The 22,170-nt window shown below is 67.4% G+C and carries 17 protein-coding genes; 10 read left to right on the top strand and 7 right to left on the bottom strand.

Features of this window, described 5'->3' with window-relative positions; genetic code table 11:
• Nucleotides 1–118 precede the first annotated feature (118 nt).
• Nucleotides 119–778, top strand: a complete 660-nt coding sequence (locus tag FBZ87_RS20515) for an ABC transporter substrate-binding protein (RefSeq protein ID WP_145612426.1) — start codon at nt 119–121, stop codon at nt 776–778.
• 305 nt (nt 779–1,083) lie between these two features.
• Here FBZ87_RS20515 and FBZ87_RS20510 read toward each other — a convergent pair whose 3' ends face one another.
• On the bottom strand, nt 1,084–1,839 hold the full coding sequence (locus FBZ87_RS20510; RefSeq protein ID WP_186454872.1) for an MlaA family lipoprotein: 756 nt from the start codon (nt 1,837–1,839) through the stop codon (nt 1,084–1,086).
• Nucleotides 1,840–2,226: 387 nt separating this feature from the next.
• Here FBZ87_RS20510 and hpnI point away from each other — a divergent pair, with 387 nt between their 5' ends.
• From hpnI to FBZ87_RS20475, 7 genes are all read left to right on the top strand, one after another.
• Nucleotides 2,227–3,453 (top strand): bacteriohopanetetrol glucosamine biosynthesis glycosyltransferase HpnI, encoded by a 1,227-nt coding sequence (hpnI, locus tag FBZ87_RS20505; protein WP_145612424.1) that lies wholly within the window; start codon nt 2,227–2,229, stop codon nt 3,451–3,453.
• Entirely contained in the window at nt 3,450–4,877 is a 1,428-nt protein-coding gene (gene hpnJ / locus FBZ87_RS20500) for a hopanoid biosynthesis associated radical SAM protein HpnJ (protein ID WP_211107027.1), read from the top strand. Before hpnI ends, hpnJ begins: the two co-directional genes overlap by 4 nt.
• A gap of 153 nt (nt 4,878–5,030) precedes the next feature.
• Nucleotides 5,031–5,927 (top strand): hopanoid biosynthesis-associated protein HpnK, encoded by an 897-nt coding sequence (hpnK, locus tag FBZ87_RS20495; protein ID WP_145612423.1) that lies wholly within the window; start codon nt 5,031–5,033, stop codon nt 5,925–5,927.
• A gap of 11 nt (nt 5,928–5,938) precedes the next feature.
• Nucleotides 5,939–6,898: a lysylphosphatidylglycerol synthase domain-containing protein gene (locus FBZ87_RS20490; RefSeq protein ID WP_145612422.1), complete on the top strand. Its 960-nt coding sequence runs from the start codon at nt 5,939–5,941 to the stop codon at nt 6,896–6,898.
• A 90-nt stretch (nt 6,899–6,988) separates the two neighbouring features.
• Entirely contained in the window at nt 6,989–8,596 is a 1,608-nt protein-coding gene (locus FBZ87_RS20485; RefSeq protein ID WP_145612421.1) for an inorganic phosphate transporter, read from the top strand.
• A gap of 38 nt (nt 8,597–8,634) precedes the next feature.
• The gene (locus FBZ87_RS20480; protein WP_145612420.1) at nt 8,635–9,279 is read left to right on the top strand and encodes an HAD family hydrolase; all 645 of its coding nucleotides are present in this window, start codon (nt 8,635–8,637) and stop codon (nt 9,277–9,279) included.
• A gap of 192 nt (nt 9,280–9,471) precedes the next feature.
• Complete coding sequence (locus FBZ87_RS20475) at nt 9,472–11,061, top strand: inorganic phosphate transporter (RefSeq protein WP_186454871.1); 1,590 nt, start codon at nt 9,472–9,474, stop codon at nt 11,059–11,061.
• Nucleotides 11,062–11,122: 61 nt separating this feature from the next.
• Here the strand turns inward: FBZ87_RS20475 and FBZ87_RS20470 are convergent, their stop codons facing one another.
• The 4 genes from FBZ87_RS20470 to FBZ87_RS20455 form a co-directional block, all read right to left on the bottom strand.
• Nucleotides 11,123–11,596: a VOC family protein gene (locus tag FBZ87_RS20470; protein ID WP_145612419.1), complete on the bottom strand. Its 474-nt coding sequence runs from the start codon at nt 11,594–11,596 to the stop codon at nt 11,123–11,125.
• A gap of 107 nt (nt 11,597–11,703) precedes the next feature.
• Nucleotides 11,704–14,322, bottom strand: coding sequence for an MMPL family transporter (locus FBZ87_RS20465; RefSeq protein ID WP_211107026.1), 2,619 nt, complete (start codon nt 14,320–14,322; stop codon nt 11,704–11,706).
• Nucleotides 14,323–14,405: 83 nt separating this feature from the next.
• Nucleotides 14,406–16,064, bottom strand: a complete 1,659-nt coding sequence (locus tag FBZ87_RS20460; protein WP_145612418.1) for a CopD family protein — start codon at nt 16,062–16,064, stop codon at nt 14,406–14,408.
• A gap of 16 nt (nt 16,065–16,080) precedes the next feature.
• Nucleotides 16,081–16,494: a copper resistance CopC family protein gene (locus tag FBZ87_RS20455; protein WP_211107025.1), complete on the bottom strand. Its 414-nt coding sequence runs from the start codon at nt 16,492–16,494 to the stop codon at nt 16,081–16,083.
• A 711-nt stretch (nt 16,495–17,205) separates the two neighbouring features.
• Between FBZ87_RS20455 and ispH the strand changes: the two genes are divergently transcribed.
• A complete protein-coding gene (ispH, locus tag FBZ87_RS20450; protein WP_145612417.1) occupies nt 17,206–18,126 on the top strand; it encodes a 4-hydroxy-3-methylbut-2-enyl diphosphate reductase in 921 nt (306 codons plus the stop codon).
• A gap of 104 nt (nt 18,127–18,230) precedes the next feature.
• Nucleotides 18,231–19,367 carry an adenosyl-hopene transferase HpnH gene (gene hpnH, locus FBZ87_RS20445; protein WP_040850176.1) on the top strand — a complete coding sequence of 379 codons (1,137 nt, stop codon included), beginning with the start codon at nt 18,231–18,233 and terminating at the stop codon, nt 19,365–19,367.
• Here the strand turns inward: hpnH and FBZ87_RS20440 are convergent.
• Nucleotides 19,302–20,006 carry a phosphorylase family protein gene (locus FBZ87_RS20440; protein ID WP_186454870.1) on the bottom strand — a complete coding sequence of 235 codons (705 nt, stop codon included), beginning with the start codon at nt 20,004–20,006 and terminating at the stop codon, nt 19,302–19,304. The two genes, hpnH and FBZ87_RS20440, sit on opposite strands and share 66 nt — an antisense overlap.
• Before the next feature lie 121 nt (nt 20,007–20,127).
• Complete coding sequence (gene shc, locus FBZ87_RS20435; RefSeq protein WP_145612415.1) at nt 20,128–22,119, bottom strand: squalene--hopene cyclase; 1,992 nt, start codon at nt 22,117–22,119, stop codon at nt 20,128–20,130.
• Nucleotides 22,120–22,170: the final 51 nt, after the last annotated feature.

The following is a 22,170-nucleotide window of genomic DNA, read 5'->3' as shown; positions in this document are numbered from 1 at the left end:
ACCGCTATCAGGAACACGACAACCCGGCCAAGCAGTATGACGAGGCCGGCCTCAACGCCACCGGCATCGTCGATACCGTGCTCAAGGCGCTGGGGGCCAACGCTCAGGTGAGGACCGCATGACGACCAAGGTCACCGCGTTCAAGGGTAAAGCCATCGCCGCGGCCTTCGTGGCCCTGGCCATGACCGGCACGGCGCTGCCGGCCCTGGCCCAGCAGGCCGCTGCGACGGCGGAAGCCGCCGATCCGGCGGTGGCCAAGGTCAAGGGCTTCTACGACACGCTGCTGAGCTGCATGAAGCAGGCGAAGCAGCTGGGCGTGAAGGGCCGCGCGGAAAAGCTGGACCCGGTGATCAAGTCGACGTTCGACTTGGCGACCATGACCCGCCTGGCCGTTGGCCCTGCGTGGGAGAAGTTCACGCCGGACCAGCAGAAGGGCGCCATCGACGCCTTCACCAAGGTGACGGTGGCGACCTACGCCAACCAGTTCGACGGTTTCAATGGCGAGGTCTTCGACGTCGATCCCACGCCCCAGACGCGCGGGGCCGACAAGATCGTCGAAACCAAGCTGACCCCTAATGGCCAGCCGCCGGTACCGCTGAACTACCTGATGCGCGGCCAGGGCGACCAGACGCGCATCGTCGATGTTTATCTCAATGGCACCATCAGCCAGCTGGCCACCCGGCGCTCGGAGTTCTCCGCCGCCGTCCAGCAAGGCGGCGCCGACGCCCTGATCCAGGGGTTGCAGCAGCAGGCGGAAAAACTGCTGGCCGGCGCCTGAGCCTCTCACGACGCCGTCAGGAATCGGGCCCGGTCTTCCATGGGGGAGGCCGGGCCTTTTTCTTGCTTATAAGTCCGACTTTCCCCGCCGGGCGCTCATGCCGTTCGGACGCGACCGCCGCTGTATGCCAAGCACCGCAGGCTGGGAACCGGGGATGGCAAGGGCCCGGATGGGCCCGCCCGCCGCCTGAGGGCATCGTTTAGGAACCAGCAGGACGCGACCGCGTCCGCCGGAGCGAGCACCGCAGGGCGCGAGCCGAGGAAGGCAAGGGCCCGGATGGGCCCGCCCGCCGCCTGAGGGCATCGTTAAGGAATCGCCGGCATGTTGTTGGTGGTCACGCCGATGGACTCATCCAGCGCGGCCTGCCGGTTCTGCAGCCACACGCTGCGCAGCAGGGCGTAGAAGTCGATGGTGCCCTTGCGCAACTCATCCAGGGTTTCCAGGTTGCGGGCCTTGTCCAGGCCACCCACCACGCCTATGGCGTAGTTGGCGTCGCCGCCGTCGGCGTGGTCGAACAAGCGGCCGGTGGGGTCGGCCCACAACTCCACGCCCACGCCCACGCCATCACGCACGGTGGACGGCCCGAGCAGGGGCAGCACGAAATAAGGACTCTGCCGCACGCCCCAGGCATAGAGGGTCTGGCCGAAGTCGCCCGTCTGCCGCGTCAGCCCCATGTCCGTCGCCACGTCGTACATGCCCGCCAGGCCGATGGTGCTGTTGAAGACGAATCGCCAGAAGGTGGTGAAGGCCGCCTTGATGCGCGCCTGGGCCAGATCGTTGCCGAAGATCAGCGGCTCACCCAGGTTCTCGATTCCGTGGCGCAGGCGCAGCTGCACATACTCCGGCACTGCCCAGCGATAGGCCTGGGCGGCCGGGCCGATGGCGTTGTCGTTCAGCCACATGTTGGCGTCGAAGGTGACCCGGTTCACGTTCTCCATCGGATCCCAGGGCTCCACCACGCCCAGCTCGTCACGGCCGCCATTGGGCGGCGCGGCGCAGCCGGCGAGCATGAAGCCCATCAGGAGGCAGGCGGCCAGGGCCGCGCGGGACTGTCTGATCATGCTGGCCATACTTTCCTGCGGGATGCGGAACCGGGGACCGCGCCGCCTGCCCGGTTGGGCTGCGACGCCAGGGTGCGACACTTTGGATAACAAAGGATGGTGTCGACCACCATGATTGGAAATGCACTCCCGAAGTGTAATATCGGAGCGTGCAACGCAATATGCCGGTCGATGGATGATCGGCAAAGGCAATAACGCGTGTGACGGTAGGGGCTATGTCCGCCGTCACAGGATGCGCATTCGCGTTCGGTGTATCGCAATGCAGCGGTAACCCGCGCCGCGGTGACGTTCGCTGGCGTGTGCGGCGCGCTTACGTTAAGACCACGGGCACAGAGACATCATCGGACCGGGTCGCCGGTCCGCTTCTATTTGAGAGTTCCGCACGGCATGCCGTTCTCGTCCACCGACGCCCTGGGCGCCCTGTTGACCGACACCCTGGGCTGGGGGTTTGGGGCGATGTCCGCGGTCGGTACGCTCTATACCCTGGCGGCGGCGGACAGCGCCCGGCGCTTCTTCGCGACGCGCACGGATGCGGAAGGCGGGGATGGGGAAAGATTAGGCGAGGCCGCCCCGGCGGTGACGGTGTTGCGGCCCCTGCACGGGGCGGAGCCGGGGCTGGCGGCCCGCCTTCGGGCGCTGACCACTCAGGAATACGCGGGGCCGGTGCAGGTGGTGTGCGGTGTCCAGGCCCATGACGACCCCGCCATCGCCATCGTGACGGACCTGATCGCCGAGCTTGAGGCGGCAGGCGGCCCGGTGCGCCTGGACCTGGTGGTCGACACTACCCGCCATGGCGCCAATGCCAAGATTTCCAACGTCATCAACATGATGGCGATCGCCCGGCATGAGGTGCTGGTGCTGGCCGACAGCGACATCGCCGTGGGTCCCGATTACCTGGCGCAGGTGGTGAGCGCGCTGTCGCGCCCGGGCGTGGGCCTGGTCACCTGTCTTTACCGGGGTGATCCGGTGGATGCCGGTTGCTTCTGGCAGGACCAGGCGGCCCGCGCCGTGGATCACCATTTCCTGCCCAACGTGCTGGTCGGGCTGCGCCTGGGGCTGGCCAAGCCGTGTTTCGGCTCCACCATCGCCCTGACGGATGAGACGCTGGCGCGCATCGGCGGCTTCGCCGCGTTCCGTGACATCCTGGCGGACGACCATGCCATGGGCATGGCGGTGCGCGCGCTGGGGCTGGCCGTGGCGGTGCCGCCGTTTGTGGTGGGGCACCTGTCACCCGAGTCCAACCTGGGCGCCGTGCTGACTCATGAGTTGCGCTGGGCCCGCACCATCCGGGGCCTGGACCCCGGGGGCTACGCCGGCTCCATTGTCACCCATCCGGTGCCCTTGGCGCTCATCGGCGCAATTTTCGCGGGCTGGCATGCGTGGTCCCTGCTGCTGCTGGGGCTTGCGGTCGCCGCCCGTCTCGTGCTTCAGGTGACGATTGATGCACGGATCACACGGTCCCGGCCGCGATGGCCTGGATTGATCAGAGACGTCTTGTCATTTTTGGTGTTCGTTGCCAGCTTTGGCATTCGACGTGTGAGTTGGCGCGGACAGCGCTTTTCGGTCAAATCCGACGGCACAATGGTGCCGGTCGGCGAAAATGGTGGGTCATGATGCGGACGCTATTTCTTCAGGCGCCTTCTTTCGACGGTTTTGACGGCGGCGCCGGTTCGCGCTACCAGGCGCGCCGCGAGATCAAGTCTTTCTGGTATCCGACGTGGCTGGCCCAGCCGGCGGCGCTGATCGAGAACAGCAAGCTGATCGACGCCCCGCCGCACAAGACCAAGCTGTCCGAAATCACGGCCCAGATCAAAGACTTCGACATGGTGGTGCTGCACACCTCCACCCCGTCGTTCAAGTCGGACGTGGCGACGATCGAGGCGCTGAAGGCCGTCAACCCCAACCTGAAGGCCGGCCTGATTGGCGCTAAGGTGGCGGTCGAGGCGGACAAGAGCTTGGCCCAGGCCCCCATCGTCGACTTCGTCGCCCGCAACGAATTCGACTTCACCATCAAGGACGTGGCCGATGGCAAGAAGTGGTCGGACATCAAGGGCCTGTCCTTCCGCAATTCCGAGGGCGTGATCGTCCATAACGAGGACCGCGAGATCCTCGAGAACATGGACGCTCTGCCGTGGGTGTCGCCGGTCTACAAGCGCGACCTGGTGATCGAGAACTACTTCATCGGTTACCTGAAGGCCCCCTACCTCAGCATTTACACGGGCCGCGGCTGCAAGTCGCGCTGCACCTTCTGCCTGTGGCCGCAGACCGTGGGCGGTCACCGCTACCGCACCCGCAGCGTCGGTCATGTGGTGGAAGAGATCGCGTGGGCGCAGAAGAACTTCCCCCAGGTGAAGGAATTCTTCTTCGACGACGACACCTTCACCGACAACCTGCCGCGCGCCGAGGCCATCGCCAAGGAACTGGGCAAGCTGGGCATCACCTGGTCGTGCAACGCCAAGGCCAACGTGCCGCGTGAGACGCTGAAGGTGCTGCGCGACAACGGCCTGCGCCTGCTGCTGGTCGGCTACGAGTCCGGCAATCAGCAGATCCTGCACAACATCAAGAAGGGCATGCGCGTCGAGGTGGCTGAGAAGTTCACCAAGGACTGCCATGAGCTGGGGATCCAGATCCACGGCACCTTCATCCTGGGCCTGCCCGGTGAGACGAAGGAAACCATCCAGGAAACCATCAAGTGGGCGGCGAAGATCAACCCGCACACCATCCAGGTTTCGCTGGCCGCCCCGTACCCCGGCACCTTCCTGTACCAGCAGGCCATCGAGAATGGCTGGCTGGACGACGCGAACGCCGAGCTGGTGGACGAGCACGGCGTGCAGATCGCCCCGCTGCATTACGACCACCTGAGCCACTCCGAGATCTTCGGCTCGGTCGAGACCTTCTACAAGAAGTTCTACTTCCGCAGCGGCAAGATCGCCTCCATCGTCGGCGAGATGGTCCGTGACCGGGATATGATGAAGCGCCGCCTGCGCGAGGGTGTGGAGTTCTGGCAGTTCCTGCGCGAACGCCGCAACGCCGCCTGACGCCGGCCCTCAAGCGCCGGGCGCCGGCTCCGCCGGCTTGGCTTACGCCGCAGCAGCGGCGCGGCGGCAGTCGCCGCCGGCATTGATCCTTGGCGAGAAATCACAAAGGATCAATGCGGTGCTTATCACCTCGGGTTCAGGACACACGTTCCCATGTCCGTATCCACGCCGGGCGCCGCCGCGACCCCCAGAAATGGGGGATCGGGGCGGCGCCTGATCGTTACGGCGGATGACTTCGGCCTGTCGGCCGCCGTCAATGCCGCCGTCATCGACGCTCACCTCAATGGCATCCTGACCGCCGCCAGCCTGATGGTGGCGGGGGCCGCCGCCGACGCGGCGGTGGCGCTGGCCCATGCCCAGCCCAGCCTGGCCGTGGGCCTGCATGTCGTGCTGGTGGACGGCAAGCCCTTCCTGCCGCCTGAACGGATTCCCGACCTGGTGGGGCCCGACGGCCTGTTCCGCAACGACCTGGCCAAGGTCGGGGCGTCCATCTTCTTCCGGTCCAAGGTCGCGGCCCAGGTCGCAGCCGAGGTGGAGGCGCAATTCCAGGCCTTCCGTACCACCCGGCTGCCGCTGGACCATGTCAACGCCCACAAGCACTATCACCTGCATCCCACCGTCGGCCGCATCCTGCTGGACGCGGCGCGGCGCCACGGGGCCCGCGCCATGCGGGTGCCGGTGGAACCCGCCGACGTCATCCGGGCGGTGACGCCCCAGGCCGACCTGGGTCTGCACCACATTACCGGCCCCTGGGCCAAGCTGCTGCGCGCCAAGGTGCGCCGCGCCGGCTTGGCCGCCCCGGACCAGGTGCTGGGCCTGGCCTGGACCGGTGCCGTCACGGCGGAGAAGCTGCGCGGCGCCTTGGCCCGCCTGCCGGCCGGCGTCACGGAAATCTACCTGCACCCCGCCGTCAGCGACGACGTGCCGGGTGGCGCCCCCGGTTATCGTTACCGCGATGAGTTGGCCGCCTTGCTGGATCCCGAGGTCAACGCCCTGGCCGCCGCCTTTCCCCGCGGCGGCTTCCGCGATCTGCCCATCACCCTGGAATAGGCCCGCACCCGATGGAAAAGGCAGCCCGCCTGTTCGCCCTGCTGGGGCTGGTCCTGGCCGTGGTGCTGGTCGCCCGCGAGGACACCAGCGCCCTCTGGGCCCTGCTGAAGACGGCCGGCGTGGGCCTGGTGGCGGCGGGCCTGTTCCATGCCGTGCCCATGGTGGCCAACGCCCGCGCCTGGCAGGTGCTGCTGCCCGGGGCCACGCGCCCCTCGCTGGGTGCCATGGCCCGCAATGTCTGGATCCGCGAGTCGGTCAACGGCCTGCTGCCCGTGGCGCGCATCGGGGGGGAGATCGTATCCTTCCGCATCCTGCGCCTGGATGGGGTGCGCGTCGCGCCCGCCGCCGCCAGCCTGGTGGTGGACATGGCCATTTCTATCCTCAGCCAACTGGGCTTCTCCCTGCTGGCGGTGGGCCTGCTGGTGGCGCTGAAGGGCCCCGTGGGCATCGCCGGCCAGGTGACCCTGGGGCTTTTGGCCATGGTGCCGCTGGTGGCGCTGTTCATCCTGGTGCAGCGCGCCGGCCTGTTTGCCAAGGTCACCGGACTGTTGGACAAGGCGGCGTCCGGGCGGCTGGCCGGCATCATGGCGCACAGCGCCCGCATCGATCGCGCGTCCAAGGCCATGTACCGCCGCACCGGCGCCATCACCGGCTGCTTCCTGTGGCAGCTGTTGGGCTGGGCCCTGGGGGCGGGTGAGATCTGGCTGGCGCTGTGGGCGCTGGGCCATCCCATGGGCCCGGTCGAGGCGCTGGTGATCGAGGGCCTGATCCAGGCCGTCAGCAGCGCCGCCTTCGTCGTGCCCGGCGCCCTGGGGGTGCAGGAGGGCGCCTTCCTGCTGCTGGGCGGCGCGCTGGGCCTGGACGCGCCCGCCGCGCTGGCCCTGGCGGCCGCCCGCCGCCTGCGCGACCTGGTGGTCTTCCTGCCGGGCCTGGTCGCCTGGACGACCATCCGCAAGGTCAAGGCGGCGTGATGATCACGATCAAGGCCACGCGCCCCGTCTTAAGCCATCTTCCGGCGCCGTTGCGCGCTGCCAACGGCTAACGCACCGGAGCCTGAAACCATGGCGCACCTTGAGGCCCTCCAGCCGTCACTGGACGAATCCCCCCTGACGCCCCTGCCCGCTGTATCCGGCGGGTTGGCGGCACGGCTGGGGACGGTGGCGCTGCTGGCGGTGCTGGCCCTGGGTTTGGGCTATGTGGCGGTCAATGTGGCGGCCGACCTGCGCGGGATGGGTACGGCGTCCGCCCTGCCTTTCGTGCTACTGGGCGTGGCGCTGCTGATCGCCTTGGGCTTCGAATTCGTGAATGGTTTCCACGATACGGCCAACGCCGTGGCCACGGTGATCTACACCCATTCCCTGCCAGCGCATGCCGCCGTGGTGCTGTCGGGCCTGTGCAACTTCGCCGGCGTGCTGCTGTCCACCGGGGCCGTGGCCTATGGCATCGTCTCGCTGCTGCCGGTGGAGCTGATCCTGCGAGTGGGCAGCGAGGCCGGCTTCGCCATGGTCTTCGCCCTGCTGATTTCCGCTGTGCTGTGGAACCTGGGCACCTGGGCCCTTGGCTTGCCGTCCTCCAGCTCCCACACCCTGATCGGGTCCATCATCGGCGTCGGCCTCATGAACCAGCTGATGGCCGCCCCCGGCGCCGCGGCCAGCGGCGTGGACTGGGGCCAAGCCCTGAAGATCATTCAGACGCTGCTGATCTCCCCCATCGTGGGCTTCGTCTGCGCCGCGGCGCTGCTGATGCTGATGCGGGGCCTGATCAAGGACAAGGCGCTGTTCCAGGCGCCCAAGGGCCGGAGGCCGCCGCCCGCCTGGATACGCGCCCTGCTGGTGCTCACCTGCTCCGGCGTCAGTTTCGCCCATGGTTCCAATGACGGGCAGAAAGGCATGGGCCTGATCATGCTCATCCTGATCGGCACCATGCCGGCCGCCTATGGCCTGAACCGGGGCATCACCGCCGCGGACACGGCCGCCTATGTCGCCACCTTCGACCGGGCCGGCGATGTGCTGGGCCGTCATGCCCAGCGCATGCCGACCGACCCCCGCGCGGTGGTGGAGGATTACGTCCGCAGCGGCGCCCTGACCAGCGCCACCCTGGGCGGGCTGCATGAGTTGACGGCCAGCATCGCCGACCAGCTGCGATTTTCCGGCGCCCTGTCCGGCGTGGCGCAGGGCCAGATGCGCAACGACATGTACCTGTCGGCCGAAGCGCTGCGCCGCCTGCAGAAGCAGGGCTTCCCCCTGCTTGACGATGACGACCGCGCGGTGATGAAGGACTTGCTGGGCCGCTACGATCACGCCACCCGCTACATTCCCACTTGGGTGAAGGTGGGTGTGGCCATCGCCCTGGGCCTGGGTACCATGGTCGGCTGGAAACGCACCGTGGTGACCGTGGGTGAGAAGATCGGCAAGGAACACCTGACCTATGGCCAGGGCGCCTCCGCCCAGCTGGTGGCCATGGGGACCATCGGCGCCGCCGACGTCTTCGGCTTGCCGGTCAGCACCACTCATGTGCTGTCGTCCGGCGTGGCCGGCACCATGGCGGCCAATGGCTCCGGCCTGCAATGGTCCACGGTGCGCAACATGGCCACGGCCTGGGTGCTGACGCTGCCGGCCTCCATCATCCTGGCCGGCGGCCTGTTCTGGCTGTTCCGCCACCTGTTCTGACCCGGTTCGCCGCCGCGCCGGCAGGGGAGCGTCGCCGTATGATCTGGACCATCATCTTCGACCTGGATAACTGCCTGGCCCCGGCCGATGGCATCGGCGTGGGGCTCATGCGACCGGTGTTCGACGCCATCACGGCGGCCAACGGCGGCACCCTGGCCCCGGACGCCCTGGATGCCGCCTTCGCCGACATCTGGCGCCATCCTCTGGATTGGGTCAGCCGGACACACGGCTTCAGCCCCGCCATGCACCAGGCCGCCTGGGCGGCGACGGCGGGGCTGGAGGTGACGGGCGCCATGGCCGACTACGGCGACCTGCCCTTGTTGGCCGAGTTGGGCCTGCCGCTTTACCTCGTCACGTCCGGCTTTCGCCGCTTGCAGGAGAGCAAGGTGCGGGCGCTGGGTCTCGCCCGCCACATGAAGGGCGTCCACATCGACGCCATTGATGAGACGGGGCACCCCGGCAAAGCCGCGCTGTTCCGGATGCTGTTGGACCAGTCCGGCGTGCCGGCGGCCCAGGCCCTGGTGGTGGGCGACAATCCAGAGTCGGAAATCGCTGCCGGCAACAGCCTGGGCATGCCCACGGTCCAGAGTCTCCGTCCCGGCGTTGCCTGGGATGGCCGGGCGCGCTTTCATATTCGCGATCTGCTTGATCTCCGCCGCCTTTTGGACGCGCAAAACGATTAAAGGATTTTCATGGCTTCCGGTTGGTAACTAATTGATTAAGAAGATGTTTAGCGCGTCCTGGCAGCAGACCCACACCTTTATGGTTAAGGTGAAACGGCCGTTTATTAACCAAATGGTGGGTCCTGCGACATAAAGTTGTCATGACTCGCGCCTTAGGGTGCCCGACCTGCTTTTTCAAGAAGGACTGGCGCCATGGCGCATACGGAAGCCGTGAATTCCCCCGTCGCAACCTCCGGCGGCCCGGCCGCGCGCTACGGGACCCTGCTGTTCCTGGCCCTGATGGCCGTGGGCCTGGGCTACATGGCGGTCAACCTGATCAGTGACCTCAGCGGGGTCGATACCCGCTCCGTCCTGCCCTTCGTGCTGCTGGGCGTGGCGCTGCTGATCGCCTTGGGCTTCGAATTCGTGAACGGCTTCCACGACACGGCCAACGCCGTGGCCACGGTGATCTACACCCACTCCCTGCCGGCCAACGTGGCGGTGGTGTGGTCAGGCCTGTGCAACTTCGCCGGCGTGCTGTTCTCCACCGGCGCCGTCGCCTTCGGCATCGTCTCGCTGCTGCCGGTCGAGCTGATCCTGCAGGTGGGCAGCGACGCCGGCTTCGCCATGGTGTTCTCGCTGCTGATCGCGGCCATCATCTGGAACCTGGGCACCTGGTACCTGGGCCTGCCGTCCTCCAGCTCCCACACCCTGATCGGGTCGATCATCGGCGTCGGCCTGATGAACCAGCTGATGGCCACCTCCGGCACCGCCACCAGCGGCGTCGACTGGGGCCAGGCCACCAAGATCGGCTGGTCGCTGATCCTGTCGCCGCTGGTGGGCTTCCTCTGCTCCGCCGCCCTGCTGGTCATCATGCGCACGCTGATCAAGGACAAGAAGCTGTTCACGGCGCCCGAGGGCAACAAGGCCCCGCCGTCCTGGATCCGCGGCCTGCTGGTGCTCACCTGCTCCGGCGTCAGCTTCGCCCACGGCTCCAACGACGGGCAGAAGGGCATGGGCCTGATCATGCTGATCCTGATCGGCACGGTGCCCACCGCCTATGCCCTGAACCGTGCCGTCACCATCCATGACACGCCGGCCTACATCGCCACCTTCGACCGCGCCAGCGAGGTGCTGAGCCACTATGTCAAGGAAACCCCGGCCGATCCCCGTGCCGCGGTTGAGGACTTCGTCCGCACCCGCCAGGTGACCGACGGCACCATGGGCGGCATCCACGACCTGACGGCCAGCATCGCCGACCAGATCCGCGCCTATGGCTCGGTCGATCAGGTGCCACAGGAAAAGGTGCGCAACGTTCGCAACGACATCTATCTGTCGGCCGAGGCCCTGCGCATCATTCAGAAGTCGGGCGCGCCGGCCATCGATGCCGCGGACCAACCGGTGCTGAAGGAGCTGCTGGGCCGCTACGACCACGCCACCCGCTTCATCCCCACCTGGGTGAAGGTGGGCGTGGCCATCGCGCTCGGCCTGGGCACCATGGTGGGCTGGAAGCGCATCGTGGTGACGGTGGGCGAGAAGATCGGCAAGGAACACCTGACCTACGGCCAGGGCGCCTCGGCCGAGCTGGTGGCCATGGCCACCATCGGCGCCGCCGATGCCTTCGGCCTGCCGGTCAGCACCACCCACGTGCTGTCGTCCGGCGTGGCCGGCACCATGGCGGCCAACGGTTCGGGGCTGCAGTGGTCGACGGTGCGCAACATGGCCATGGCCTGGGTACTGACGCTGCCGGCCTCCATCGTCCTGGCTGGCGGCCTGTTCTGGCTGTTCCGGCACCTTTTCTGAGAAAAGCGTCAAGCCACCGGGCGCCGGGGCGGTCCACCAGGGCCGCCCCTTCGCTTTAGGCTCAGCCCTCGACAGCCCGGCGCAGAGCGCCGATGTCCAGCTTGATCATCTGCTGCATGGCGGCCATGGCGCGGGCCGCCGTCACCGGGTCGGGGCTGGTGACCAGCTCGATGAAACCGGACGGCACGACTTGCCAGGTGACGCCGAACTTGTCCGTCAGCCAGCCGCAGGCGTGGGCTTTGCCACCATCGGCGGTCAGCGCCTCCCAATAGCGGTCGACCTCCGCCTGATCGGCGCAGTCGATGACGAAAGAGATGGCCTCGTTGATTTTCCAGTGGGGGCCGCCGTTCAGGGCGATGAAGGGCTTGCCGTCCAGCTCGAACGCCACGGTCATGACCAGGCCGGCGGGGCGGGGGCCCGCCTCGCCGTAATGGCTGATGGTGGTGATGCGCGAATTGGGGAAGATGCTGACGTAGAAGCGGGCCGCGTCTTCCGCCTGGGTGTCGAACCACAGGAAGGGGTTGATGTTGGGCATGTCCTCGTCCTTTTTCTGGGGAAAGGCGCGAACCGACTATGCGCCTTTGCCCCAAGGACGGCCAGGCTGGGTGATGCCCGACACCGCCGCCGTAAATTCCGCTTAAATTATTCCGGCAGCGTCTTGGGCGGCCCCAGCAGGGCCGGCAGGAACAGCAGCGCCGTGGCCAGGATGCTGGCCAGCGAGAACACCAGCAGCTCGCCCATGCTGGCGGTGCCGGGGTGGTGGCTGGTCCACAGGCTGCCGAAGGCGGTGCCGGTGGTCAGGGCCGACAGGATGGTGGCGCGCGTCAGGCTGGAGGTCAGCGGGTTGGTCTGACCCTGCCGCCAGGCCATGACGTAATAGATGTTGAAGGCCGTGCCGATGCCGAACAGCAAGGGCAGGGCGATGATGTTGGCGAAATTGATGGGCTTGCCCGCCAGGATGGCGGCGGCCAGGGTCAGCAGCGACGCCAGCGCCAGGGGCGCCAGGGTCTTCAGCACGTCGCCCACATTGCGCAGGGTGACCGCCAGCAGGATGGTCACCAGGATCACCGCCAGTATGCCCGCCTGAAGGAAGGCGTGGATGATGGTGGCGCTGCTTTCCTGGATGCTGATGGGCGTGCCGGTGGCATCGGGGGCGATGGTCCGCACCGCCGTCACGAAGCGCTTCAGCACCCGGTTGTCGTTGCTGTCGCCTTTGGGGAAGACGGAGATGCGGGCGTGCCCGTCCGCCGCCACCCAGTCGCGCTTCAGATCCTCCGGCAGGTCCTTGAAAGTCACGGGCGTGGCCTGCAGGCTGTCGTTCACCTGGGCCAGCATGGTCTGAAGCCCAGGTTCCACCGCCTTCTGGAACAGGGGCACCACCTTTTCCGCCGGAGCGGCCAGGGCCCCCTCCAGCGCTTTCTTGAACCGCAGGGCGGAGGTGCTGGCCGGGCTGGCGGCGTCGGGGTTCAGCTTGTCCAGGGCGGCGACGATGCCGGTCATGGACTGGCGCACATCCTCGATGCTGGGGGCGGGGCGCACGTCGGTGGGCGCCAGGCTGGGGCCGATCAGCGACGCGGCGTCGGAGATGGCCGCCATCTTGGCGTCCTGGTCGGTGGGGATGTAGTCGTCCAGGGTGATGGCCTGCGCCACCTCCGGCAGCTTGGACAGCTTGTCGGCCAGGGCCCGCGCCTCATCCTCCGAATTGGCCAGCACGTCGATGGTGTTGGGCGTGAACAGGGGGTCCTTCATCAGCTCCAGCACCACCGACACCGCCTCCGTCTTGGGGCTGCGCAGGTTCAGCGGGTTGAAGTCGAAGGACAGGCGCGGCAGCAGGGCGGCACAGGCCACGGCCAGCACGGCGGCGGCGCCCAGCACCCAGCGGCGGCGGGTCAGCACCAGGCGGTCCAGGGGCGCCAGCGCCTTGTATCCCACCTCCACCTGTTCCCCTTTCGGCCGCAGCAGCATTAGCAGGGCCGGCAGGAAGGTGACGGACAGCAGGAAGGCGACACCCATGCCCACGCCGGCGATGATGCCCAGCTGCGACACGCCGCGGTAGTCGGTGGGCAGGAAGGCCAGGAAGCCGGCGGCGGTGGCCGCCGCCGCGATGGTCAGGCCCCGGCCGACGCCGCGGCCCGCGGCGGTCAGGGCCTCGGCCAGGTCGTCATGGGCCAGCCGATCGGCGCGATAGCGGACGGAGAACTGGATGCCGAAGTCCACGCCCAGGCCCACGAACAGCACGGTGAAGGCGATGGACAGCAGGTTGAAGGGGCCGGTGGCGATCAGGCCGAAGGCGGCCGTGGCGGCCAGGCCAATGACCACGGTCAGCAGGATGGCGCCCACCATGCGGAAGGACTTCACGGCCAGCCACAGCAGCACCAGCACGGCAATGCCCGTCAGGCTGCCGTTGAAGGCCGCCCCTTCGCCCAGGGTGCCGAACTCCTCGTCCGCCATGGGCACCTCGCCCGTTAGGCGGACGCGGATGCCATTTTCGGGCGTCAGGCCCAAATCCTTGGCGGTGGCGCGGATGGCGTCGGACGCCATGGCGCCCGGCTGCAGGTCGTTGAAGTCCAGCACCGGCTGCACCAGGATGAAGCGGCGCAGTTCCATGGGGTTGGGCGGCTGGCCGGATACCAGGCCGCGCCAGTTCAGGGGCACCATCTTGCCCTGGGTCGCCGCCTCCAGCGTGCCCGACAGCGCGTCGAAGGGGCGCTGAAGATCTTCCAGCCTGGCTTGGCCGTAGCTGACGCCCTGAAGATAGGTGCCCAGCGTGTCCAACAGGCCGCGCGCCGAGGGGTCGGCCGCCAGCGGCCCCAGCAGCGGCTGCGCCTGGATCAGCGACTGCATGGTGGACTGCACCTCTTCCGTGGGCAGCAGCATCAGGCCTTCGCGGTCGAAATAGGGGCCGCCATCGGGGCGGAAGACGTTGCGCACCACGTCGGTGCGCTTGCGCAGGGCGTCGGCCAGCATGCGGGTGGCGCGCTCCGCCAGTTCCGGCGTCACCCCGTCCACGACAATGGCGGTCTGCTGCACCTTCTGGGGGTACAGCTTGTCGAAGGCGATCTCGCGCTGGCGCCAGATCAGCTGCGGCGACAGCAGCTTCACGGCGTCGGTGTCGATGGCGAAGTGGGTGGCGACATGGAAGGCGGCTGCCGCCCCCAGCACCAGGCCGGCCAGCAAGGTCAGCTGCCAGCGCCGGCAGCAGGCGGCCACCAGCGCGGCCACCCGGTCGTTAAGGCCCATTTTTCCGTCGGCGCGCGCCATGTTCGCTTCCTCGCTTCCTATGTGAAAACGGGCGCCGGTCTCCCGGCGCCCGTTCCCAGATCATCAACGCCAAGGCCTTGATATCAGGCCTCGCGGTAGGCCAGCAACAACAGGCCGACCAGCACGAAGCAGGTGGGCCAGATCCAGCCGGCCCAGCGGGCGTCGCGGCCGCTGCCCCGGATCTGCATCCAGCGGGCCGCACCCGCCGCCACGCCCAGCACCGCCAGGAACAGGTGGCTGAGCTCAATCAGCAGCTGCTCCTTGATGTTGCTGATGGCGTGGTTGTGGGTCAGCAGCAGGTCGCCGCCTACGGTGGTCAGCACGGGGAAGACCAGGGCCAGGGCTTGGTTCTTCCACCGCCCGGTGCGCACGCCCCATTCGAAGACGGTGAAGGCGATGATCAGCACCACGAAGGACCGGTGCTGCACCACCTCCGGATCGCGGAAGCTGTCCCAGAAGCCGACGTCGCCCATGGGCCAGGTTTCTGGATCCGACCGCAGGAACAGGAAGCCGGCGAGGATGAGGAACAGCAGCGGCCAGTGCTTGGCCCAGCGCACCCCCGCCCGCTCCAGCAGGGCGAACAGGCCCACCAGCAGCACGACCAGGCCCGCCCAGTGGTGGTTGTATTCCGACCAGGCGATGTCGTCGGCGTTGCGGGGCGGCAGCTCGCCGGCGCCGGGCACGAAGGCCTGTGGCCGGTTGCTGGCCTGCTGGTCGCGCCATTCCTTGTCCAGCTTCTCCTGCAGGGCCGGAATGGCCAGGCTGTCGTGGCTGGGGCTTTCCAGGCGCGGCGGGATGACGGGGGTCATGCGCTCCACCACCTCGGCCCAGGTGGCGCGGTCGTCCGTCAGGTCGCTGGCCGGCGGCTGCGAGGTGATGGAGCCTGCCGCCAGCAGGATGGCGATGGCGAAGGCGATCTCCACCTCCACGAAGCGCCGCACGCGGGTCAGGCTTTCGCCCTGGCCGGCGGCGAAGCGGCGGATGGTGCGGAAGTTGCCCAGGCCCAGCAGCAGCAGGATGCCCAGCATGACGCCCTTGGTCGCTGCCATGGCGCCGTAGGCCGTGCCGTAAAAGCCCTGCAGGCCGCCGATGAAGCCGATGCTGATGCCGATGGCGCCCAGCACGATCAGGATGACGCCGGTGATGGACATCAGGCTGTAGCGCTGGCCGATGGCGGCACCCTCATCCCGCGACTGGGCTTGGCCCAACGACGACAGGAAGGCCGGCAGGCCGCCCAGCCACAGGCCGGCGCCCAGGATGTGCGAGAAGGTGGCCAGCAGCATCCACACGCGCTCACCCGGCCGGGCGGCGGCGTGGCTGGTGGCCAGCGAGGCGACCAGCATCAGCAGGGCCAAGGCCGTCAGCACGGCGACGCGCGGGCGGGTCATGTGGCCGCGCGCCACCACCACGATGGCGATGGCCGCCAGGACCTGGACGATGCCGGCCTCGATGAAGAAGGCCCCCGCCACCTGCAGCACCGGCATTTCCAGCGTGCCGGACAGCACCAGGGCGTTCAGCGTCAGCGAGGACAGGGTGGCAATGGCCGTGGCGATGCCGCCCCAGCGGGCGTAGCGCGCGCCGGCGTCGGCCACCGCGTCGGCGGACAGCTTCAGCTGGGCCGCCAGCGGCAGGGCCAGGCAGGTCAGGAACAGCACGCTGCCGAAGGCCATGGTCATGGCCACCAGGTTGATGCCGTTCAGGACAACGGTCAGGTAACCGAAAATATCGACAAGGGTATCCACGTGCGGCAGGCCCCGATTACGGCTGGGTCACGGTGAACGGGATGTCGCCGCGGGTGGTATGCCCGTCCACGGCCAACACCTGCCAGCGCAGCTTGTAGCTGCCGGCGAAGGGCAGGGTGACCTGACCCGCCAGCGTCTCGTCATCCGGGCTTTCGGACATGGTCACCGGCACCTCGGTCTTATCGGCGGCGATGACGGTCAGCTTGGACCGGGCGCGGTCGATTCGGCTGTTGAAATGCACCTTCAGGACGTTGCCGCCCACGCCCAGCGTGTCGTTCACCTTGGGATTGCTGTCAATGACGATGGCGTGGGCCTGGGCTGCCGCCGGGACCAGCAGGGGCGCCAGCGCGGCACCCGCCAGGGCCATCAGGCCAAGGACCAGGAAGGGCCGGCGGGTGGGGCGGGAAACGGGGGGCCGTACGGTCGACACGGGGGGTGTTCTCCTCTGGGAACCACGAAAACAGGGGGGCGGCCGGCCGCCGCCCGCGTTCGAAAAAGGGGGCGGAGCCGTCGGGCTGGGGCGGATGGGCCACCGCCGGGGCCGGTCCGCGTCCGTCAGGCGACGTTCTACCGGGCCGGTGTCGGGCGCGACAGCGTCTATGTCAATTCTTTCCGTCATCGTCCCGGCTGTGGCGACGGAGATCAAGCATCATGCATAGCGCATCTGGGTCGCATCTGGGGCTGTGGAGGTTGCGCCGCGCGTGACGTTTTGTTGCATATGCGTTGTCGGCCCATACGCTATCACTGGGGAAAGGGCTTTAACGCCCCGTATAGCCTTCCCGCCGGAAGATGTTTGCGTTTTCTGTCCACTAAAGATGCCATTAGCTAAGGTCTAGGCCACCCGTTGCCGCGATGCCACACGTGAAGCGCAGATCGCTCAAGCAATCGCCACGCATTGGCACGCGTTAAATTTTGTGCAAGTCTGGCCTGACCATAGGGCGGTGGCGGATTCGATTGGCACAGGTATCTATCGCCGGTGTTCGATCGAGGCGGGGGGTCGGTTTTACCATCCGTAGCCAATATGGACCTGGCGGACCCTGTCCGGCGGGGGACAGTTGGTATCGCTAACATGTTGAAGTGGGATGCCCCGGCGGGTCCGTTGCGGACGATGGACTTGGGGTGTCTTCCAGGGGTTTCCGCAATGCAGGTAGTTCTCGCCCAGCCGCGGGGCTTCTGCGCCGGAGTGATCCGCGCCATCGACATTGTCGAGCGGGCGCTGGAACGCCACGGCGCACCCGTTTATGTGCGGCATGAGATCGTCCATAACCAGCACGTGGTCGAAGGGTTGCGGGCCAAGGGGGCCCGGTTCGTCGAGGATTTGTCGGAGGTGCCGGCCGGCGCCCTGACCATTTTCAGCGCCCACGGCGTATCGCGCGCCGTGGAGGCGGAGGCGGAGGCGCGTGAGCTGCGCGTCATCGATGCCACCTGCCCGCTGGTGTCCAAGGTGCATGCGGAGGGCAAGCGCTACGTGGCGCAGGGCCGGACCGTCATCCTCATCGGCCATGCCGGTCACGCCGAGGTGGAAGGCACCCTTGGCCAGATACCGGGCGATACATATCTGGTGTCCAGTGTCGATGACGTGGAGGCCCTGCCCCTGGCGGCGGAGACGCCCGTCGCCTATGTGACGCAGACGACGCTCAGCGTGGATGACACGCGGTCGGTGATCGCGGCGCTGAAGCACCGATTCGTGGATATTCTGGGTCCTGAGACCAAAGACATCTGCTACGCCACGCAGAATCGGCAGGCCGCGGTGCGGGAACTGGCCAAGGTGGCCGATCTTATCTTGGTAGTTGGGTCGGCAAACAGTTCCAATTCCAACCGCCTGCGGGAAATTGGTGAGGAACTGGGCGTGCCCAGTTACCTTGTCCCTGACGAACGCGCCATCGACCCCGCCTGGCTGGCGGGATGCGGTGTGGTGGGCGTCACAGCCGGCGCCTCGGCGCCGGAAGTACTGGTGGACGGTGTGATCGCGGCGCTGCGGCGCCTGGGTCCCATCGAATTGTCGACATTGCCGGGCATCGTGGAAGACGTTCAATTCCGCCTGCCGGAAACGCTGGCCTGACGCGCACGCCGGTTGGTGGTCTTTTGCCCGCCAATTCGGTAGACAAAATGTTTCAACCCGCGCCGCCGCGGTTAATGGCGCTGGGGTTCAAGGAGATTGAAGGCATGGGTATTCCGCTGCATCAGGTCGTCCGTATCGGCTCGTATCTTCTCAAGAAGCGGCTGACGGGCGTGAAGCGCTATCCCTTGGTCCTCATGCTGGAACCGCTGTTCCGGTGCAATCTGGCCTGTGCCGGCTGCGGCAAGATCGACTACCCGGATGAGATCCTGAACCAGCGGCTGCCGCTGGAGGATTGCCTGTCGGCGGTGGATGAGTGCGGCGCGCCCGTGGTGGTGATCGCCGGCGGCGAGCCGCTGCTGCACAAAGAAATCGACCAGATGGTCGAAGGCATCATCGCGAAGAAGAAGTACGCCATCCTCTGCACCAACGCGCTGCTGATGGAAAAGAAGCTGGACCTGTTCAAGCCCAGCCCGTACTTCACCTGGTCGGTGCACCTGGACGGCGACCGCGAGGCGCATGACAAGTCGGTCTGCCAGAAGGGCACCTACGACCGCGCCGTCGCGGCCATCAAGGCGGCGAAGGATCGCGGCTTCCGTGTCAGCATCAATTGCACCTTCTTCAACGACGCCGATCCGGAGCGCGTGGCCCGCTTCTTCGACAGCGTCATGGAAATGGGCGTGGAGGGCATCACCGTCTCGCCGGGCTACGCTTATGAGCGTGCGCCCGACCAGCAGCACTTCCTGAACCGCACGGCCACCAAGAACCTGTTCCGCGAGGTCTTCAAGCGCGGCAACGGTGGCAAGAACTGGCGGTTCAACCAGTCGACCATGTTCCTGGACTTCCTGGCCGGCAACCAGGAATACCACTGCACCCCGTGGGGCAACCCCTGCCGCACCTACTTCGGCTGGCAGCGTCCCTGCTACCTCCTGGGCGAAGGCTATGCCAAGACCTTCAAGGAGCTGATGGAGGAGACGGAGTGGGACAAGTACGGCACCGGCAACTACGAGAAGTGTGCCGACTGCATGGTCCATTGCGGGTATGAGGCGACCGCCGTCACCGACACCCTGGCCAACCCGCTGAAGGCCGCCTGGGTCGGCCTGCGCGGCGTGAAGACCAGTGGCGACATGGCGCCGGAAATCAGCCTGGCCAACCAGCGCCCGGCTGAGTTCGTCTTCTCACGCCATGTCGAGAAGGCGCTGGCTGACATCCGCGCGCGCGACGCCAGCAAAGCCGCCGAGTAAGGCCTTAAACGCCGCCTCGGAATCCCGGGCCAGCCGCAGCAGTTGCGGGATCTGGCCCGGCTGACGCCACAGGGACGCCAGGATCCGGAACGGGTCCGGCGTCCCGTTGTGTTTCAGGGGGGCAGTCGCCGCCGGCGGCAGGGTCATGTGGGCCGGATCGCACACGGCACGCAACACCGCCACCGGCACGCCGAAGCGGGCCCCCACCCGGGCCGCGATCTGGGATTCGGTGTCGACCGCCGCCGCCCCTGTGGCCGCGAACAGGGCCTGCTTGCCCGCCACCGTGTTGATGATGCGTTCCTGCCCGGCCACCGGCGCCACCATGGCCCGGGGCAGCGCGTCGGCCAAGCCCGCCGTCCAGCCGGGATCGGGCAGGAAGTCGCCGCCGTCGGTGACGATGCGGTTGGCGACGACCAGGGTACCGGGTTCCAGCCCGGGCTGCAGGCCGCCGGCCAGTCCGAAGCTGAGGAAGCCGCAGGCGCCGGGGGCATGGGCCGTCAGTTCCCGTTCCGTCCGCTCAAGATCGCCGGCGCTGACCAGCGGCAGCCAGCCGCGACCCTGCGCGATGGCCGCCTCCCGCTTCAGGCCGGTGACGACGATGATGGGGCGCGCCATGACGCGCCGCTGAGCCTGGACCATGACCATTTTCCGAACTCGTAAAAACAAAACGCCTGGAAGGTTGACCTTCCAGGCGTCTTTATTACCCGCAGTCGCGGCGATTTACAGTTTTAAAAAGGGCCTTTTACAGGCGTCCTTTTCGTCAAAGGCCGACGCTGACCAGCTTGCTGTTGCTGTTGGACAGGTTGCGGTAGCGCGCCATGGCCCACAGGGGGAAGTACTTCGAATAGCCGTGGTAGCGCAGGTAGAAGATACGGGGGAAGCCGCCGCCGCTGTAATACTCTTCCTTCCACAGGCCATCCTCGCCCTGGTTGCGCGTCAGCCAGTCAATGCCGCGCGCAACGGCCGGATGCTCCACGGCACCGGCCGCCATCAGGCCCAGCAGGGCCCACGCGGTCTGCGAGGCGGTGGAGGGGAAGGGCTGGTAGCCGCTGTAATCCAGGGCATAGCTCTCGCAATCCTCCCCCCAGCCGCCATCGGGGTTCTGGATCTGCACCAGCCAGTCCACGGCCCGCTTCATGGCGGGATGGTCGGGCGGCAGGCCGGCGGCGTTCAGGCCGTTCAGGGCCGACCAGGTGCCATAGATGTAATTGACGCCCCAGCGGCCGAACCAGCTGCCGTCCTTCTCCTGCTCTTTCAGCAGGTAGTCGACGCCTTCCCGCATGGCCTTGCCGTCCTTGTCGGCGCCCAGCTGGGCCATCATGCCCAGGCAGCGGCCGGTGACGTCGGAGGTGGGCGGGTCCAGCAGGGCGCCATGGTCGGAGAAGGGGATGTAGTTCAGGTAGTAGTGGGTGTTGTCGGCGTCGAACGCCCCCCAGCCGCCGTTGCGGCTCTGCAGGCCTTCCACCCATTCGGCGCCGCGCGCCACCGTCATGTCGTAGTCGGCGGGCAGGCCGGCCGCGGCCAGCTGCGGCTGGGCACGGTTGAAGGCCATCACCACCACGGCGGTGTCGTCCAGGTCGGGGTAATGGTCGTTGCCGTACTGGAAGGCCCAGCCGCCGGGGCGGACGTTCGGGCGCTGGTCGGCCCAGTCGCCCTTCACGTCCAGCACCTGCTCACCTTTCAGCCATTCCAGGGCCTGGCCGGTGCGGGCCAGCGCCTCGTCGGTGCCCACTTCCAGCATGGCATGGCACAGCAGGCTGGTGTCCCACACGGGGCTGACACAGGGCTGGCAGAAGGCCTCATCCCGCGCCTCGTCGATCACCAGCAGCTTCTCGATGGCGTAACGGGCGGTCGCGACCTCAGGATGCTTGGGCGACCAGCCCAGCAGGTCGAACATCATGACGGTGTTGGCCATGGCGGGGTAGATGGCGCCCAGGCCATCCTCGCCATTCAGGCGCTCCCGCACGAAGGCCACCGCCTTCTCGATGGCCTTGTCGCGGCTCTTCTTGGGGAAGTAGGGCTGGACCACGCGCAGCACGCGATCGACGACGCCGAAGATTTCGCCCCAGGGCTTCTTGACGTGCGGCGCCTTGGGCCAGGACTTCACCTGGTCGGCCGGCACCAGGAACAGCTCATCGATGCGCAGGTTGCGCGGGTTCTTGGCCTTGGACTTCAGCGCCATCAGGATCAGCAGCGGCACGATGACGGTGCGCGCCCAATAGCTGATCTTGGTCAGGTGGAAGGGAAACCACTTGGGCAGCAGCATGATTTCCACCGGCATCACCGGCACGGCGGTCCACGGCACGGCGCCGAACTGCGCCAGCATGATGCGGGTGAAGACGTTGCTGGCCGCCGCCCCGCCGTTGTCGCGGATGGCCTGGCGGGCGCGGGCCATGTGCGGGGCGTCGATGTCGTCGCCGATGGCCTTCAGTGCGAAGTAGGCCTTCACGCTGGCGCTGATGTTGAACGCGCCGTTGTGGAACAGGGGCCAGCCGCCATGGCTGCCCTGGATGCGGCGCAGGTAGTTGCCGATGCGGCGCGCGATCTCCGGATCCGGCTCCTCACCCAGGTGATGCTTCAGCAGGATGTATTCGGCGGGAATGGTGGCGTCCGCCTCCAGGTCGAACACCCAGTGGCCATCGGCCGCCTGGCGGTCCATCAGGACGCGGGCCGCGCGGTCTATCGACTGCTGCAGCACCCCTTCGTTGACGCGGGCCGAAGCGGCGCCGGTGCCGACGAAATCGGCTTCCATACGAACATCCATGACCAAGCGACCTCTACAAACGCGACTTAACCTGAAGCG

This window comes from Nitrospirillum amazonense (genome assembly GCF_007828035.1).
GTDB classification, from domain to species: domain Bacteria; phylum Pseudomonadota; class Alphaproteobacteria; order Azospirillales; family Azospirillaceae; genus Nitrospirillum; species Nitrospirillum amazonense.
Note: the sequence above shows the minus strand (reverse complement) of the source record. Positions and strands in the feature narration are given on the sequence as shown.

Excerpts from the sequence above, each read along its gene's own strand:
- FBZ87_RS20515 (WP_145612426.1), top strand. The coding sequence starts at position 119 with ATGACGACCAAGGTCACCGCGTTCAAGGGTAAAGCCATCGCCGCGGCC.
- FBZ87_RS20510 (WP_186454872.1), bottom strand. The coding sequence starts at position 1,839 with ATGATCAGACAGTCCCGCGCGGCCCTGGCCGCCTGCCTCCTGATGGGC.
- hpnI (WP_145612424.1), top strand. The coding sequence starts at position 2,227 with ATGCCGTTCTCGTCCACCGACGCCCTGGGCGCCCTGTTGACCGACACC.
- hpnJ (WP_211107027.1), top strand. The coding sequence starts at position 3,450 with ATGATGCGGACGCTATTTCTTCAGGCGCCTTCTTTCGACGGTTTTGAC.
- hpnK (WP_145612423.1), top strand. The coding sequence starts at position 5,031 with ATGTCCGTATCCACGCCGGGCGCCGCCGCGACCCCCAGAAATGGGGGA.
- FBZ87_RS20490 (WP_145612422.1), top strand. The coding sequence starts at position 5,939 with ATGGAAAAGGCAGCCCGCCTGTTCGCCCTGCTGGGGCTGGTCCTGGCC.
- FBZ87_RS20485 (WP_145612421.1), top strand. The coding sequence starts at position 6,989 with ATGGCGCACCTTGAGGCCCTCCAGCCGTCACTGGACGAATCCCCCCTG.
- FBZ87_RS20480 (WP_145612420.1), top strand. The coding sequence starts at position 8,635 with ATGATCTGGACCATCATCTTCGACCTGGATAACTGCCTGGCCCCGGCC.
- FBZ87_RS20475 (WP_186454871.1), top strand. The coding sequence starts at position 9,472 with ATGGCGCATACGGAAGCCGTGAATTCCCCCGTCGCAACCTCCGGCGGC.
- FBZ87_RS20470 (WP_145612419.1), bottom strand. The coding sequence starts at position 11,596 with ATGCCCAACATCAACCCCTTCCTGTGGTTCGACACCCAGGCGGAAGAC.
- FBZ87_RS20465 (WP_211107026.1), bottom strand. The coding sequence starts at position 14,322 with ATGGCGCGCGCCGACGGAAAAATGGGCCTTAACGACCGGGTGGCCGCG.
- ispH (WP_145612417.1), top strand. The coding sequence starts at position 17,206 with ATGCAGGTAGTTCTCGCCCAGCCGCGGGGCTTCTGCGCCGGAGTGATC.
- hpnH (WP_040850176.1), top strand. The coding sequence starts at position 18,231 with ATGGGTATTCCGCTGCATCAGGTCGTCCGTATCGGCTCGTATCTTCTC.
- FBZ87_RS20440 (WP_186454870.1), bottom strand. The coding sequence starts at position 20,006 with ATGGTCCAGGCTCAGCGGCGCGTCATGGCGCGCCCCATCATCGTCGTC.
- shc (WP_145612415.1), bottom strand. The coding sequence starts at position 22,119 with ATGGAAGCCGATTTCGTCGGCACCGGCGCCGCTTCGGCCCGCGTCAAC.